The organism is Gemmatimonadota bacterium (assembly GCA_039715185.1).
Lineage (GTDB): Bacteria > Gemmatimonadota > Gemmatimonadetes > Longimicrobiales > RSA9 > DATHRK01.
Genome location: JBDLIA010000037.1, coordinates 1 through 15,011 on the forward strand (window position 1 = coordinate 1; position 15,011 = coordinate 15,011).

A 15,011-nucleotide genomic window follows, 5' to 3' on the forward strand; every position below is an offset into this window, starting at 1 on the left:
GCGATGGCCGCGGGCAGGGGTGAATGGCTGCCTCGCATGTCTCAGTCCCCGCGCCAGATGACGGAGAACTTCACCTGCGGGTCGCCGGGGGCCAGGAGATTGTTGGTGACGGCCCAGCCCAGGATTCCGCCGAGGACGGCGCCGCCGGCGATCGTCACGATCCGCGCCTCGCCGGCACAGACGAGGGAGCGCACCCGACGGCAGGCCAAGGCGGTCGCTCCGGCCCCCAAACCTGCTCCTACGAGCGAGCCGCTCAACCCCGCCGATGAGCTTCCTCGCGTCCGTACTCCTCGCTCCAGCAGGGAGACCTCCGAGTACCGGATCCACGCAGGTGTTTCCTCCAGACGCGCGAGCACGAACCGCTCCTGGTCGGGCAGCCCGGTTACATGACCGACCGGGGCCCGCCGCCGGCCCACCGTGACCCGGACCAACGCCGACTCCTCCATGGCGGTGCGTACGTGCCAGCGCAGCATCCGCTCGGAGCCCTGCGCGGCTGCCTCTCCCCCGGGCGCCAGCGTGAGCGCCGCGCAGATCAGGCTCAACCGTCGTCCAATCATGACCATCCTCCACTCGCGAGGTCGTTCACTGCGCCGTCACGATGGTCCGGGGCCGCCAACCAGCCGTCGGGCTCGTATCAACCGCTCGCGAGCGGGGCCGTCGAGACGCCGCCGCCGGCGCCGCGTCTCGTTCGCGGCAGCGCGGGGACGTAGCTTGAGCGCATGAGATCGTTCGCTTCCTGGGAGCGGCGGGTCTTGTCCGCCGCCGCCGCCGCCGCGTTGGGGGTGGAGGATTTCGGTGAGGAGGCGCTGCGCGCGGCCGATCGCATCGCCCGCTGGCTGCCGTCGGGCCGGCGTCGCATGCTCGGCGTGTTCCTGGCACTGCTGGAGTTCGGGGGGCCGGGGCTGCGCCGGCGCCGCGCGCGCTTCAGCAACCTGCCGCGCGCCGAGGCGGCGGACCTTCTCGCCGACTGGCTCGAGGCCCGGCAGCCGTCGCTGCGGCGCGGCGTGGCCGGCCTCAAGGCGCTCGCGGGGCTGGCCTACTACGGCGACGAGTCCTCCTGGGCGGAGATCGGTTACGATGGCCCCTGGCTGGGCCGCCTGGACGTTGATGTCCTGGCCGCGGCCTGGCCGCCAGTGCCCGCCCCGATCCCGGACCCTCCGCCGCGCGCCCAGCCCGACGAGGCCGCGACGCCGATCGACGCGCCCGCGCCGGTGTCCACGGCCGGTCCCTTCGGACCCGCGGGTGCGCGCCGCTACCCGCCTGTCGCCGAGGCACTGGGTGCCGGACTGACGCTCGGGCGCTCGGCCGTGCGGGACCTGGCGTTTCGCTGCGACGCGATCGTCATAGGGGCGGGCGCCGGGGGCGCCGCGGCGTTCGAAGAACTCGTGCGCGGGGGCGCGGACGCCGTCCTGCTGGACGCCGGCGGGGCGCCGGGGGCGAGCCAGTTCAACCAGCGTGAGTTGGACATGATGCCGCTGCTGTACCGGGACGCGGGACTCCGGGCAACGGCGGACGAATCGATCGGCATTCTGCAGGGCACGGGGGTGGGCGGCTCCACGCTGCACAACACGGGCATGGTCGTGCCCCCGCCGCAGGGCATCCTGGGGCGGTGGCGTGCCGAGCACGGGCTACCCTGGGGAGACGAAATGCTGCGAGATGAGGTCGCGGCGGTCATGGCGGCGCTGGCCGCGACGCCTATCCCATCACACCAGATCAACCCGCTGAACATGGCCCTGCGCGGCGGCGCCGAGGCGCTCGGCTGGAGCTCCTTCGTGCCCCGGCACAACCGCGCTGAGTGCTCGGGCTGCGGCTACTGCATGATCGGGTGCGCTTACAATCGCAAGCACAACGCGGCCTTCGCATTCGTGGCGCCGGCGGTGGCCGCCGGGGGGCGGGTCCTGGCGGACGCGCGCGCGGTTCGGGTTCGCGAGGAGGTACGCGGCTGGCGCGTCCGGGGCGAGCTTCGCGACGCGGGAGGGCGCGCCAGCGGGCGGCGCTTCGAGATCCTGGCCGACGCCGTCGTGGTGGCCTGCGGGGCGCTGGATAGCCCGGTTCTGCTGCGACTGTCGGGGTTGGGGGGGGGGCGGGTGGGGGAGGGCCTGCGCCTGCACCCGGCGCCGCTGCTGACGGGCGTCTTCGGTGAGGACGTGGACGCCTGGCGAGGGCTTCCCCAATCGGTGGTGGTGGACGAATTCGCTTCCTTCTACGAGGACGGCCGCAGCGGCTTCCTGCTCCTCGCGTCCAACGCCGGGCCCGGAGTCACCGCCGCCCTGCAGCAGGCCACCGGGCCGGCGCACCGGCGCGCCATGCTATCCTATCGGCGGGGCGGCACGGGCGCCGTCCTGCTCCACGACGAGTCCGCAGGACGAGTCAGGCCGGGACGCGACGGGGTGCCGCGCGTACGCTACCGGCTGGGTACGGCGGATCGGCGCGAGCTACGACGCGGGATGTACGCGCTGGGGAGGCTCCTGCTGGCGGGCGGGGCGCGGGAGGTGCACCTGCCGGCCCCCGGAGCCACGGTGGCGAGCGACAGGGACGAGCTGCACCGGGCGATCGGACGGCTCTCCTTCGCGCCCCACCGGATACAACTGGGGTCCGTGCATCCGCAGGGCACGTGCGCGCTGGGTGAGGACCCCGAGATGGCCCCCTGCGACCCGTTCGGACGACTGCGCGGCGCGCCCGGCGTGTACGTGGCGGACACGTCTCTGTTCCCCACCTCCGTGGGGACGCCGCCACAGGTGACAGCGATGACGCTCGGGCGCCTCGTGGCACGGCAGGTTCTCGCGGACGCTTAGCTGGACCTAGCCCCGATCGAGGTACGCGCCGGCGTCACGAAGCCGCTATCGAGCGCGTCTTCCTGGTGGCGACCCGGGAGAGGACCATGGTATCAGACCCGATCGCGCAGCGGGCTGCCATAGCCCTCGCGCTAACCCTGGCGGGAACGGCTACCTGCCGAGTCCCGGTCGCGCTAGCCGCCCAGTCGGCGCGGGCCGTATCCGGCGATCTGTTCGCCGCCAACATCTCCGGCGACGACATCAGCTACTACGACGGGCGCACCGGCGCCGCGAAGGGCCCGTTCGTGGCGCGTCGTTCGGGTGGGTTGTTCCGGCCGACCGGGCTCGCTTTCGGCCCCGATGGAGACCTCTACGTCAGCAGCAGCGGCAACGGTCGGGTCCTGCGCTACGACGGAACCTCGGGTGCCTTTCTCGGGGTCGCGGTGGACGATGGGGAGTTGGAGCGTCCCTTCTCCGTCGCCTTCGGCCCGGGCGGCCGGCTGTACGTCAGCTCGCTGGACCGCGTGCTCCGCTACGACGCTCGCTCGGGCACGTTCCTGGGCGTCGCCGCCGAGGCGGACGGGTTGCGTCAGCCGATCGGCCTGGCCTTCGGACCAGACGGGACCCTCTACGTGGCGAACAGCGCCGGCGGCAACGTCATGCGTTTCGATCCCACAACGGGTGCCTCTCTCGGCGTGTTCGCCTCGGACAGCCTGCGGTTCCCATCGGACGTGGCGTTCGGGCCCGATGGGGCGCTCCACGTCAGCAGCGCTGCGGGCGCCGCCGTCGTCCGCTTCGACGAGGACGGCTCGTTCGACGGCTACGCCGCACGTCTGCCCGGGGGGAGCGCGCCGGTGGGGATAGCTTTCGATGCGGCAGGAAGGCTGCTGATCGCGGACTTCGCCGGCGGTCGGCTGTTCGCCGCCGGCCAGGACGGAGCGGCGGAGCTCGTGGCCAGCGAGGGGTTGAGGGGACCCGAGAACATCGCCGTCAGGCCCTGACGGCGGGAGTCCCCTCGAATGGCCTAGTGTGCCGGCAACGGTACACTAGTCTTCCGGCAAGTCGGCCCGCAGGAAGCGGCGCGCGAGCTGCGCGAGGCGGGCGTCGCCCCGCTCAATGGCTTCCTCCAGGATGCCGCGCACGTGAGGTTGCAGGCGGGGCTCTCCCCAGCGTGCCCCGGTCGCCACCTCGGCGCCGCGCGAATCCCCTTCGTCCGCGCCCTGCAGCAACGCCCAGGCGGCGGCCTCGTCGTAGTACGGGGAGTCCGCATCGGGTAGGCTATAGCGAGGCGCCTGGGTCTTTTCGGCGTCCTCGTTTACAAAGGCTCGCGACATGGCTCGTCGTGGCTCGAGGAATCTGCTTCAAATGTGTCCCCGACCAGCCGACCCTTACAAGGAAAAAACCTCTCCGGACCCGCGGGTCAGGCTACTCCGCCGTAACGAACGCCCGTCAATTCGGCTACGTCGCGCTTCCAGGTCGTGAGGTCGCGCACTTCGAACTGGCCCAGATGCGTGTGCCCACACGCCCTGGCCAGGACCTGCAGGAGTTCCGTGGATGCCCCGAAGAACCGGGCCAGCCGCCGCGCGGCCGCGTCCACCCGCAGGCGAGCCCTCAGGTGCTCCTTCTGCGTGGCGATCCCCACCGGGCAGTTGTTGGTGTGGCAGGCGCGCATGCCCAGGCACCCGATCGCCTGCAACGCGGCGTTGGACACGGCGATCCCGTCGGCTCCCAGCGCGAGCGCCTTGGCGAAATCAGCCGGAGTCCGCAGGCCTCCCGTGATGATGAGCGTGACGGCGCCGGCGCCGCGGTCGTCGAGGTGCCGCCGGGCGCGCGCGAGCGCCGGCAGGGTGGGCACGGAGATGTTGTCGCGGAAGATCACCGGTGCCGCGCCCGTGCCACCGCCGCGCCCGTCCAGGATGACGTAGTCGACGCCGATCTCGAGCGCGGCGTCCAGGTCGTCCTCCACGTGCTGCGCGGACAGCTTGAAGCCGACCGGAATGCCGCCCGTGCGCTCCCGCACCTGGGCCGCGAACCCCCTGAAGTCATCCAAGTTCTCCCAGTCCGGAAAACGCGCCGGCGAGATGGCCGGGGTGCCCGGCTCCAGGCCTCGTACCGCCGCGATCTCGCCTCTCACCTTCTCGCCCGGCAGGTGCCCACCGGTTCCCGTCTTGGCGCCTTGGCCGCCTTTGAAGTGGAAGGCCTGCACCACGTCCAGCTTGTCCCACGAAAAGCCGAACCTCGCCGAAGCCAACTCGTAGAAGTATCGCCGGTTGGCCTCCTGCTCTTCGGGGAGCATGCCCCCCTCCCCCGAGCAGATCCCCGTCCCGGCCAGGTCGGCCCCCTTGGCCAGGGCCACCTTCGCTTCCTGCGAGAGGGCGCCGAAGCTCATGTCGGACACGAGGATCGGGATGTCCAGCACGAGCGGCTTGCTGGCCCGAGGGCCGATCACCAACTCGGTCCCCACCGGCGTTTCATCGAGCTGCGGAAGCCGCGCCAGTTGCGCGGTCACGAACTGGAGATCGTCCCAGGTGGGGAGCTCGTCGCGCGGCACGCCCATCGCCGCCACGCGCCCGTGGTGTCCAACCCGCTCGAGTCCGTGGCCGGCGAGCTCGCGGATCCATTTGACGTGCGGTTCCGCCGGCGTGCCGTGCGAATCCTGGTACAGCCCCTGGTACGCGTCGCGGTCGTAGGGCTGGGGGTTGTTTCTCTCCCAGGCGGCGATCTCGGCCTGGTCTACCCACACAGCCTCGTCCTCCACCCACGCGTTGAACTTGTGGAGAGTTTCCTGGTTGTTGTACGCGCTGACGCCGGTGCGGAACCGATAGTCCCAGCCGTGGACTCCACAGACCAGGTCGTCACCGCGGACGTGACCGTCGGCCAGCAGCGCGCCACGGTGAAGGCAGCGCCCGTACAGCACCGAAACGTCGTCGTCGTAACGGATGACCACCAGGTCCACGTTGGCGACCAGCGCGTAGGCCGGCCGCCGGTCCTCGAGGCCGGGCCAATCGGCCACCTCGACCGGTGTTTTCGCGGGCGCGCCGGACGTCGGCGTCATGCGGCTGGCGTCGCCGTCATCGTTCATGCTTGTCAGGGTCGGGCGGGGATCGCAGGTTCCAGAATCTCCCAGACCATACGCGACGCAGCGAGGAGCGCAATCATGTGCAGAAGCATTCGCACGCTCTTCAACTTCGAGCCGGCGGCAAACGACGAGGAGATCCGTGCATCCTCGTTGCAATACGTGCGGAAGATCAGCGGTTTCACAAAGCCCTCACGGGCCAACCAGGAGGCCTTCGATCGAGCCGTCGACGAAATCGCGGCGGCGACCAGTCGGCTGATCGACGGGCTGGTCACGAAAGCCCCCTCCCGCGACCGTGAAGTGGAGGCGGAGAGGGCGCGGGCGCGCGCTGCCAAGCGATTCGAGACGAGCGCCGCATGATCGCGCGCATCTGGCACGGCTGGACCACTCCGGCGAACGCGGACGGGTATGAGCGGCTACTGCGCGAAGAGATCTTCCCGGAAATCGAGGCCAAGAACGTGTCGGGCTATCTGGGCATCGAGCTGCTGCGTGAGCGCGAGCGAGACGGCGAGGTGGAGTTCGTGACGGTGATGCATTTCGAGTCCATCGACGCGGTGCGCGCCTTTGCCGGGGACGACTACGAGACCGCCTACGTGCCGCCCGCCGCGCGAGAAGTGCTGGCGCACTGGGACGTGCGCTCCGCGCACTACCAGGTCAAAGAACGCCGTACCTACGGGTGACCGTCAGGGGCGCGCGGGCTCGCTCCGCGGTGGCGTTCGGGGCGGCGGGGGCGGTGCTTACCTCGCTGTGGTTTCTGCCCGTGGTCGCCGCGCGAGGAGATCTGGCCGCGGCGGCTCTCTACATCGTCGGCCCGGTACTGGCCGCCGCGCTGGCGGGGTGGATGCTGGGCGGGCCGCTGTGCGCCCCCCCCACCGGGTACGGCCCCGGTCGCGCCGTGGTCACGGGCGCCGCCGTCGCATCCCTGTCGGCCTTGATGTTCGGCGCGTTTTTCTCGACCCTGTACGTAGCGGGTGACGGCACCGTATACGCCCTGCGGGTCGGGGCGGGCGTCGCGCTACTCGCGGTCGTCGTGCTGGGTCCGGTGATCCTGCTGGTGGGGGCCACGACCGGGCTGCTTCTGTACCGGTACGGATGCCAGCAGATGGGCCGGCCGGTGGATTCGCCCGAGGCCGACTAGCCGCGCACAACGGCGCCGGGCCACTTCCCGCTCTCCGCAGCGACCCAGCCGCGAGGCTGGCTTTTCACGCACCCTGCTCAGGAGGTCAGCATGTCGGTTCGCCCCCTCGTCCCTACAAGTTGGCCGGCGTTCGCGTCACAAATTGCTCTGGCGCTCGCCGCCCTGGCCCTGGCAGTGGGCCCGGCTCCGGCCCAAGCCCAGTACTGGATGCTCGGGGGCCGGCCCTACTTCGATCCGCCCGTCGCTGGCGTGCGCGAGGCGCACGTGTCGGCGCTGGCCCTGGCGTCTGCAGATCGCATGGCGTTTCTGGTGGAGCCGGACGATCGCCGGCGCGTGTGGGACATAGATCTGGGCGTCGAGATGCCGATCATGGGGTGGGACTCGAAGCCGAAGGTCAGCGGCCGGACGCAGCCCGGCGCGTTCGGTATCGGCCTCTGGGTGCCGGTGGACTGGCACATGATCGAGGACTTCGAGGACGACTCCGCGCCCATCGTCAACACCGACTACCGGTTCGGGGTGACGCTGAAGGCCCAGTACGCTTTCGGGCCCGAGTCGTGGCTGGGAGTCCGGGCTCTGTTCGGTCACGAAAGCACTCACCTGGGCGATGAGTTCGCCGTCGTCGGCCAGCGCGAGTTCGAGGACACCTTCGAGCGCATCAACGTGAGCTGGGAGTACGTGGACGTCGCGCTGTCCTACGAGGCCACGTTCCTGGCGGCGTTCGTTCGCGGCTACGCCGGAGCCACTCGCCTGGTCGGCGACGGGGGGTACTACGACGTGGACGGGGGCTCCGTGACAGAGTCGGCCATCGGTCCGGTGACGCCGTCTGCCAATCGAACCGATCCATACGGCGGACTGGAGGTGAAGTGGGAGGACGTTCTGGGCGGCGGCTGGGGATTCTTCCTCGCCTCGGAGGTTCGGTGGCGGTCCGTGTACGATTTCCACAGGCCCGACCCGGCCACCGAAGAGGATCGGCAGGCGTCCTTCAACGCCATCGCCGGTATCAGCCGAATGGGCGCGGTCGCGGGCCTGGGGCGGGCCGCGCCGTTCGTGCGTTTCTACCGCGGCGTGAATCCGCACGGCCAGTTTCGCAATCAGCCCGATTTCACGCTGTTCGGGCTCGGCATTCGCCTGACCAACTGAGGGCTCCCCATGTACAACTACGACCGCAACCTCGTTGTCGCGGGCTACCGCGCGGAGAATCCGGACCGGCTGGACCCGAAGGAGAGCACGCTGCGCGCTTACGATGCAGGCCTGTTCGCGGTGTTCGACGAAGAGGCCAGGAAGCAGGCCGCCAAGAAGGGCGTACCGATCGACCGGTTCAGCCTGTCCATGCTCGTGTTCTTCGCCGCTCGGTCACCGGCGGTTCGGGTGGACACGCGCGTGAAGCACGGGTGCGACTACTTCGACTCCGTGCGCCCGCAGGCGCCCGTGCTCGAGCCTCCGGCCGTCCCGCCTGCCGTGGCGGACGATTGAACGAGGCGGCGGGTGGCCCACTAGTTGCTCAACTTCCTGGCGCCCGTGGGTTTCCAATACGGCCGACGGGTAAACTCGAACGCTCTTGAATTGATGACTCGACACGAATCCACGCCCGCCGCCAAGCGCGGCCCCGCCACCGCCTCCGCGCCGCACTGTGTGGGTGTCTTCGCGGCATTCACGCTGCTTCTGACATCGGCGTGCGCGGGATCGGTCCAGGCGCCGTCCGCCACCGGCCCGGCGCCCGTGCCTCCCGCTCCCCCCGCGACCGCCGGAGCCGCGGCGGGCGGCGATGCCGCGGCGGAGCAGCGGTCGACCCAGGACGAGGCGGGCGCGGGCGAAGAGGCCACCAATGGCGCGGCGGTGACGGGCGAGGGCGGTGCGCCAGCCGGCCCCCGCGTAGCCCCGCGGCGCTGGTGGCACATGAGCACACTCGCCGAGGCGGGCCCGACCGCGGTCCCGGGCGCCGGCCTGGACGCCGCGCACGAGCTCCTGGCGGATCGGTCGCCACAGCGTGTCGTGATCGTCGCCGTGATCGACGGCGGCATCGACATCCAGCACGAGGACCTGGACGACGTGCTCTGGATCAACGAGGCCGAGGTGCCCGGCAACGGCGCCGACGATGACGGCAACGGATACATCGACGATGTGCACGGCTGGAGTTTTCTGGGCCGGCCCGACGGACAGAGCGTGGACTACGACACGTTCGAGCTCACGCGCCTGCACGCCGCGTGCACCGGCGGCGCCGCGGCGGCCGGGCTGGAGTCGCCGGGAGAGGCGGAGTGCGCGGACATCGCCGTCGAGTTCGACGCCGAGCGCGCCGAGGTCGAAGCGGTCGCCGCGCAGATCACGCAGATCGAGCAGGTCTACCCGGTCATCGTCCAGATCCTCCAGGGCGCGGTCGGCGCACCCCCGACGGTGGAGAACGTGACCTCGCTGGACAGTCCCAATCCGCAGGTGATGGCCGCGCGCGAGGCGTTCCTCCAACTGGAGGCGGCCGGCCTGGACGCAGAGTCGCTGGCGGAGCAGGGCGAGTCCATACGCGAAACGGCCGAATTCGGGCTGGACCCGGATTTCAATCCGCGTACGCTGGTCGGCGACGACTGGCTGGCGTATGGCCACCGCGACTACGGCACGCCGGACGTGGAGGGGCCGGATCCCTCGCACGGCACCGCCGTGGCGTCGGTGATAGCCGCCGAGCGGGGCAACGGCGTGGGGATCGAGGGCGCCGCGGATGCGGTCCGCGTCATGGCGGTGCGCGCGGTCCCGAACGGCGACGAGCGCGACAAGGACGTCGCCAACGCCATCCGGTACGCGGTCGACAACGGCGCGCACGTCATCAACATGAGCTTCGGCAAGGACTTCTCCCCCGGCCGCGCCGTGGTGGCCGAAGCGATCCGCTACGCCGACGACCGTGGCGTGCTCATGATCCACGCGGCCGGCAACGACGGCGAGGACCTGGCCGTGGCCTCCAACTTCCCGACGCGCGCGTATCCCGAGGGCGGCGAGGCCGCGTTGTGGATCGAGGTGGGCGCGTCCGCCTGGACCAGCGTGGACAGCGTCGCCGCGACCTTCAGCAACTACGGCGGACGAGAGGTGGACGTCTTCGCTCCCGGTCAGGCGATCTACGCCGCGGCTCCCGACGACGACTACGCTCTCAACGACGGTACGAGCCTGGCGGCGCCGGTGGTCAGCGGCATCGCCGCGCTGCTCATGGCGTATTTTCCGGACCTGAGCCCCGCGGACGTGCGGACGATCATCCTGGAGACGGCGACCGACCTGAGCGGACAGACCGTGGTCAGGCCGGGCGAGGCCGGCGGCGTCGTGCAGTTCGGGGAGCTGTCGGTTACGGGCGGCATCGTGAACGCGGCCGCGGCGGTGCGGCGGGCCCTGGAGTAGGGAGAGCCAGGCTCGAACCCGCTTGCGCCGGTTTCGGCCGGGCGGCACAGTCTCCGACGTCATGGCAGCCGATCTCGCACCGCGCCCCGTCCCGCGCGACCGTCCCCTCTTCCGGGCCTACCCGTGGGCCGCGGACCGTCTGCCGTGGACGCCTCTCGCGGCGCTGCCGACTCCGGTCGAGGCCCTCGATTCGTCGGGCGCCTGGGACGCCGATATCTGGATCAAGCGCGATGACCTCACAGGCGCGGCCTACGGCGGCAACAAGGTGCGCAAGCTGGAGTTCCTGCTGCAGCACGCGCGGGAGTACGGCGCCACCCGGCTGATCACCGCGGGCGCGTTCGGCTCCCACCACGCGCTGGCGACCGCGGTGTACGGACGCCAGCTCGGCTTCGACGTGACCCTGGTGCTCTTCCCGCAGCACCGTACCGATCACGTGCGCGCGGTGATGGCGGCGCAGGAGGCGACCGGGGCGGAGATCCGCGTGACGAGCCGAATGGAGCTGGTCCCGGTCGCGACGCTCAGCGCCCAGATGGCCCACCGCGGCCAGCCCAGCGCCGTAATTCCTCCCGGCGGCTCGAACCCGACCGGCACCCTCGCTTACGTCAACGCGGCGCTCGAGCTGGCCGACCAGATTCACGCCCGGGAAGCGCCCGAGCCCCAGAGCATCCACGTGGCCACCGGCACGATGGGCACGATGGCGGGCATCGCGATCGGGGCCGAGATGGCCGGGCTGGCGGCGCGCGTCATCGGCTGGCGCATCACCAGCCGCATCGTCACCAACGAGTGGGCGTACCGCCGCCTGGTCGTGCGCACCCTCAGGAGAATGGCTCGCGCCGGCATCGACGTACCCGAGGCCGAGCCGGTCCTCGAGAGGTCCGTCATCCGAGACGATCAGCTCGGCGGCGGGTACGGGCGCGCGACCGAGGCTGGCGATCGCGCCACGGCCGCGTTCGCGGAAGCGGGGATCACGCTGGACCCGACCTACTCCGCTAAGGCCGCCGCGGGGATGCTGGAGATCGCCTCGTCCACGGGCGGACCTACGCTATTCTGGCACACGCTGAGTGGGTCGATGCCGGCGTGATCCGCTAGCGCAAGAATGTTGAAACAATCGTTTCAGCAAAGTGTAAGGAAACTTTCACCAAAAGGAGGCCCGCCCTTCAGCAGCCCCACGCCCCGGAGAACCTCATGCGCCAGTTCTACCTGACGACCTTCGCCGCCCTCGCGGCCCTAGCGATCGGCACGCCGATTACAACCGGTGCGCAAGCCCCCGAAGACCAGGATTCCACCCTTCGACTCAGCGTCGGAGACGCTCGCGTCAGCGGGAGCCACATCCGGCCCTTCGAGGTCACCTGGCTGGCGACGCCGTACACGAGCGACGGCGTGGCGGGGCGGAGCAATAGGGTCAGGGAAAAGGTCGAGCTCGTCGAGCAGGACGCCGGGAGCCTGCTGCGCTTCACCCAGGTCTGGTACGATACGGTGGACGCGGTCGTGTTCACGACGGTCCGGGTCGCGGACCGGGCGACCATGGCATATCGGGCCTTCCACACCGGCGGCGCTCCCGGCGGCTTCGGCCACCTGGACTTTGACGGCGCGCAAGTGAGCGGGGTATACGTCTCGACGCCCGAGGGACCCTCCCAGTACTTCTCGCTGGTGTTCGACGACCCCGTGTTTGCGAGCCTATCGGGTCTTCTCTTCTCCGCATTCCCGCTCGAGCCAGGCTTCGAGGCGACGTTCCCCGGGTTCGGCTGGGGAGGCACGACGAACCCGGCCCAAGTGAGCCAGACCATCAAAGTCGTGGGCCGGGAAGGCGTCTCGATCCCGGGCGCACCTGAGTTCGACGCGTACCGGACCGTGACCAGCCGGGGCCCCGGCAGCGAGTTGATCTTCTGGATCTCTCGGGAGGCTCCCTACTTCGTCCGCGCCGAGGCCCGCTCTTCTTCGGGCAGCTACCGAGTGTTCGAAGTGGAAGAGTGGAAGCCGCTGGAGTAAGGCCGGCGCGCGCGCCATCGACGAACGCTTCCTACAAACACGCCCGCCGGCGACTTGGCTGGTCGCCGGCGGGCCACTGGGAATCCACTGTACGGCCCCGCCTCACTCATTAACTCCCCGCGTGCAGCTCCCGCAGGTAGCGAATCAGGGCCATGCGGGTCTCGGTGTCGAGCACTCTGCCTTGGGGCGGCATCGCATTCTTGCCGAATGCGATCACCGAGTCGATCTGCGCGTCCGAGCGAGACGCCCAGAAATCGGGCGTGCTCAGGTCGGTCGGCGCAGGGTTGAAAGCCCTGGCAGCCGGCCCATCGCCTCCGGCGCCCTCGCCATGACAGGCCGCGCATTGCTGGGCGTACACCATCCGAGGATCGGCAAACCTCAAACTCGGGCCGGCTTCCGGCGTGACGTCGCGCGCGCCAGACATCAAGAATGACAGGACCGCGTCGATCTCGACCTTTGTCAGCCTCGCCGTGATCGCCATGTGGGTGCCGATCGACGCCCAGTCCGCCGAGGAATAGCGGTCGGGAGGCTGAACGTTGTGGCATCGCGCACAGTTGACGGACCAGGTTTCGACCCCCGAACGCTGAGCGAAAACCGGCTGCGGGAGCGCAATCGCCGCGGTAGCTCCGAGCCCGGCAACGAGCATGCATCGCATGACTTTCGACATGGTTCTCTCTCCGGACTCTAGAATAGAATGTTCGACTGGAACGCGAACGCGTCGTTGTCCGTCTCGAAGCCGTCCTGCTCCATGTTGAAGATGTAGTCCACCCGGACGATGGCGGCCGCCCCGATGTGAAAGTTGAAGCCGGCAACCACGCGGCTCAGATCATCCTCTTCCCCGGGCATCGATCTCGCGCTGTAGCGAATGGCCGGCTCCACGTGGGGAGTCGCCAGGTAGGAGGCCTGCACGTAACCGCCAGACTTCGTCATGTCGCCGCCGGTCGCGTCCTGGCTGGCGCGCACCCACTCACCGCGCAGCACGAATCCCTGTCTCTGATAGGAGGCGTCGACCCCGAAGAGGGTCAGGTCCAGATCTTCCTCGGCCTCCGACTCGGCGTATTTGCCATGATAGACTGATCCGCCTACGTCGAAGCCCATGTATGGAAGCTCCAGGCCGAGACGGCCGCCGACGGCCTTGTTGTCGTCGATCCCCCCTTCGGCCCTTTCCCGATCGTTGTCCCTGAAGCCACGGATCCCGCCGCCATCCTCACCGAGCAATCCGTTCACGGCGAATACGTCGAAGACGACTCGATTGTCGTCATCGACTGCAACTCCGCCCGTGATCCAAAGCCCCACGTCGTTGTAGGTCTGCGGCAAGATGTCCCTGAAGCCGTGCGGTCGACCGATGAGCTTGTTGATCGGGGTCGGGTGCAGGTCCCTGTTGAATCGTCCAAATGGCACGATGAACTTGCCCGCCAATATGCGGACATCACCCAATCCGGTGTAGCCGAAGTATCCGTACTCGAGGGCGATCTCTTCGCCCGCATGCTCGTACTCGATCTCGGCGGCAGCGAACAGGTCACCTGTTATCTGGCCCAGCAAGATGAGGTTGACGTGGTGGTTGTCGAAGAAAAACTCCTTGTCATCCGACCCGATCCCACTCACGAAAGCTTCGAAGTCGGCATACCCCGTGACCGTCAAACCTTGCGCGGCGAGATGTTTTGGTCCCACCACGCTGGAGGCGATCAGGGCGAAGCTTCCCACGAGAGCCAGAGCTATCGTCCGTTTCATTTGTCCTCCTTTGTCGGTGGGCACAGCCGTAGTACGGCATACGGCTTGGAGGAGGGAGACAGGACATCGCGGGCGGGGCACGCGCGCTACCTTCCGCCTCGGCTAATTCCCAATTTGCCGCTGGGAGCCGTGCGAGCGCCGTCGGGTGTCGGTCGATGAGTTGTGGGGCGGGCTCCCACCGCCGGGGCGGTCGCTGTGGGGATCGTGCCGACGGCCCTTGACCAAAGCCCCGGACGCGCAGCAAAGATGAAGGGGCCTAACTCTTGTGCTGGCCCTCGCTAACTCCAAGAGCCGGAGCTTCCATCATGCTCGTCGCCACCAGCATTCGAATCCGCTCGATCGCCCTCGCCGCCGCCAGCGTGGCGGTGATCGCCACGCCGCTCTCCGCACAGTATCTGGGCGGCGGGACCAAGACGGCCGAAGAGGCGCAACTCGCTAACCTCGAGCAGCTCAGCGACAAGTTCCTCGCGCTAGCCGGCGCGTTTCCCGAGGAGGCCTGGGAGTGGCGCCCGATGGAGGGCGTGCGCTCCGTCCACGAGGTGATGTCGCTGATCGCCGCCGAGGGCACCCTCTTCCCGACCGCGTGGGGGTTCGACAAGCCGGACTGGACCGCCGACGGCGGCTTCGGACCCGAGCTGGGTCGCCTGGCGGCGCTGTCCGGGGAGGACGTCATCGCGGAGATCGATCGTTCCTTCGCGCACCTGATCGCGCTGGCCCGAGGGCTCTCGGAGGAGGATCGTGCCAAGGAGGTGAACTTCTTCGGTCTGACGGTCGATGTCGGCACCGCGCTCACGCTCATGAGCAACGACATGCACGAGCACCTGGGGCAGTCGATCGCCTACGCGCGCATGAACCGGATCGTGCCTCCCTGGAGCGCGCCGGCAGGGGAGGGCGAGGCCGGAGAGGACGGCTGAGGAGGGCCTCCGGGTAG

At 69.5% G+C, this 15,011-nt stretch carries 16 protein-coding genes; 11 read left to right on the top strand and 5 right to left on the bottom strand.

The features are described 5' to 3' along the window. Positions 1–41 precede the first annotated feature (41 nt). Positions 42–557 carry a hypothetical protein gene (locus ABFS34_08565; GenBank protein MEN8375487.1) on the bottom strand — a complete coding sequence of 172 codons (516 nt, stop codon included), beginning with the start codon at positions 555–557 and terminating at the stop codon, positions 42–44. Between the two features lie 162 nt (positions 558–719). Between ABFS34_08565 and ABFS34_08570 the strand changes: the two genes are divergently transcribed. Together ABFS34_08570 and ABFS34_08575 are read left to right on the top strand one after the other, a co-directional pair. Continuing rightward, on the top strand, positions 720–2,795 hold the full coding sequence (locus ABFS34_08570; GenBank protein MEN8375488.1) for a GMC family oxidoreductase N-terminal domain-containing protein: 2,076 nt from the start codon (positions 720–722) through the stop codon (positions 2,793–2,795). Positions 2,796–2,881: 86 nt separating this feature from the next. Beyond that, a complete protein-coding gene (locus ABFS34_08575) occupies positions 2,882–3,775 on the top strand; it encodes an NHL repeat-containing protein (GenBank protein MEN8375489.1) in 894 nt (297 codons plus the stop codon). A 45-nt stretch (positions 3,776–3,820) separates the two neighbouring features. Here ABFS34_08575 and ABFS34_08580 read toward each other — a convergent pair whose 3' ends face one another. Next, complete coding sequence (locus ABFS34_08580) at positions 3,821–4,108, bottom strand: hypothetical protein (GenBank protein MEN8375490.1); 288 nt, start codon at positions 4,106–4,108, stop codon at positions 3,821–3,823. 86 nt (positions 4,109–4,194) lie between these two features. Then, the gene (locus tag ABFS34_08585; protein MEN8375491.1) at positions 4,195–5,829 is read right to left on the bottom strand and encodes a glutamate synthase-related protein; all 1,635 of its coding nucleotides are present in this window, start codon (positions 5,827–5,829) and stop codon (positions 4,195–4,197) included. 102 nt (positions 5,830–5,931) lie between these two features. On the opposite strand from ABFS34_08585, the gene ABFS34_08590 reads away from it, so the two are divergent. From ABFS34_08590 to ABFS34_08625, 8 genes are all read left to right on the top strand, one after another. After that, positions 5,932–6,210 carry a DUF2277 domain-containing protein gene (locus ABFS34_08590; GenBank protein ID MEN8375492.1) on the top strand — a complete coding sequence of 93 codons (279 nt, stop codon included), beginning with the start codon at positions 5,932–5,934 and terminating at the stop codon, positions 6,208–6,210. Then, positions 6,207–6,530: an antibiotic biosynthesis monooxygenase gene (locus ABFS34_08595; protein MEN8375493.1), complete on the top strand. Its 324-nt coding sequence runs from the start codon at positions 6,207–6,209 to the stop codon at positions 6,528–6,530. The genes ABFS34_08590 and ABFS34_08595 overlap by 4 nt, the downstream gene beginning before the upstream one ends. Then, positions 6,527–6,988 carry a hypothetical protein gene (locus ABFS34_08600; GenBank protein MEN8375494.1) on the top strand — a complete coding sequence of 154 codons (462 nt, stop codon included), beginning with the start codon at positions 6,527–6,529 and terminating at the stop codon, positions 6,986–6,988. Before ABFS34_08595 ends, ABFS34_08600 begins: the two co-directional genes overlap by 4 nt. 90 nt (positions 6,989–7,078) lie before the next feature. Continuing rightward, positions 7,079–8,128: a DUF1207 domain-containing protein gene (locus tag ABFS34_08605; protein MEN8375495.1), complete on the top strand. Its 1,050-nt coding sequence runs from the start codon at positions 7,079–7,081 to the stop codon at positions 8,126–8,128. Positions 8,129–8,137: 9 nt separating this feature from the next. Further along, on the top strand, positions 8,138–8,461 hold the full coding sequence (locus ABFS34_08610; protein MEN8375496.1) for a hypothetical protein: 324 nt from the start codon (positions 8,138–8,140) through the stop codon (positions 8,459–8,461). Positions 8,462–8,554: 93 nt separating this feature from the next. Next, positions 8,555–10,360, top strand: a complete 1,806-nt coding sequence (locus tag ABFS34_08615; GenBank protein ID MEN8375497.1) for a S8 family peptidase — start codon at positions 8,555–8,557, stop codon at positions 10,358–10,360. Between the two features lie 61 nt (positions 10,361–10,421). After that, complete coding sequence (locus ABFS34_08620) at positions 10,422–11,441, top strand: pyridoxal-phosphate dependent enzyme (protein MEN8375498.1); 1,020 nt, start codon at positions 10,422–10,424, stop codon at positions 11,439–11,441. A 104-nt stretch (positions 11,442–11,545) separates the two neighbouring features. Next, on the top strand, positions 11,546–12,349 hold the full coding sequence (locus ABFS34_08625; GenBank protein ID MEN8375499.1) for a hypothetical protein: 804 nt from the start codon (positions 11,546–11,548) through the stop codon (positions 12,347–12,349). Positions 12,350–12,458: 109 nt separating this feature from the next. On the opposite strand, the gene ABFS34_08630 is transcribed toward ABFS34_08625, so the two are convergent. Both ABFS34_08630 and ABFS34_08635 read right to left on the bottom strand, forming a co-directional pair. After that, on the bottom strand, positions 12,459–13,016 hold the full coding sequence (locus ABFS34_08630; protein ID MEN8375500.1) for a cytochrome c: 558 nt from the start codon (positions 13,014–13,016) through the stop codon (positions 12,459–12,461). Positions 13,017–13,033: 17 nt separating this feature from the next. Next, complete coding sequence (locus ABFS34_08635) at positions 13,034–14,080, bottom strand: hypothetical protein (GenBank protein MEN8375501.1); 1,047 nt, start codon at positions 14,078–14,080, stop codon at positions 13,034–13,036. Positions 14,081–14,385: 305 nt separating this feature from the next. On the opposite strand from ABFS34_08635, the gene ABFS34_08640 reads away from it, so the two are divergent. Further along, positions 14,386–14,994 (top strand): DinB family protein, encoded by a 609-nt coding sequence (locus tag ABFS34_08640; protein ID MEN8375502.1) that lies wholly within the window; start codon positions 14,386–14,388, stop codon positions 14,992–14,994. Positions 14,995–15,011 lie beyond the last annotated feature (17 nt).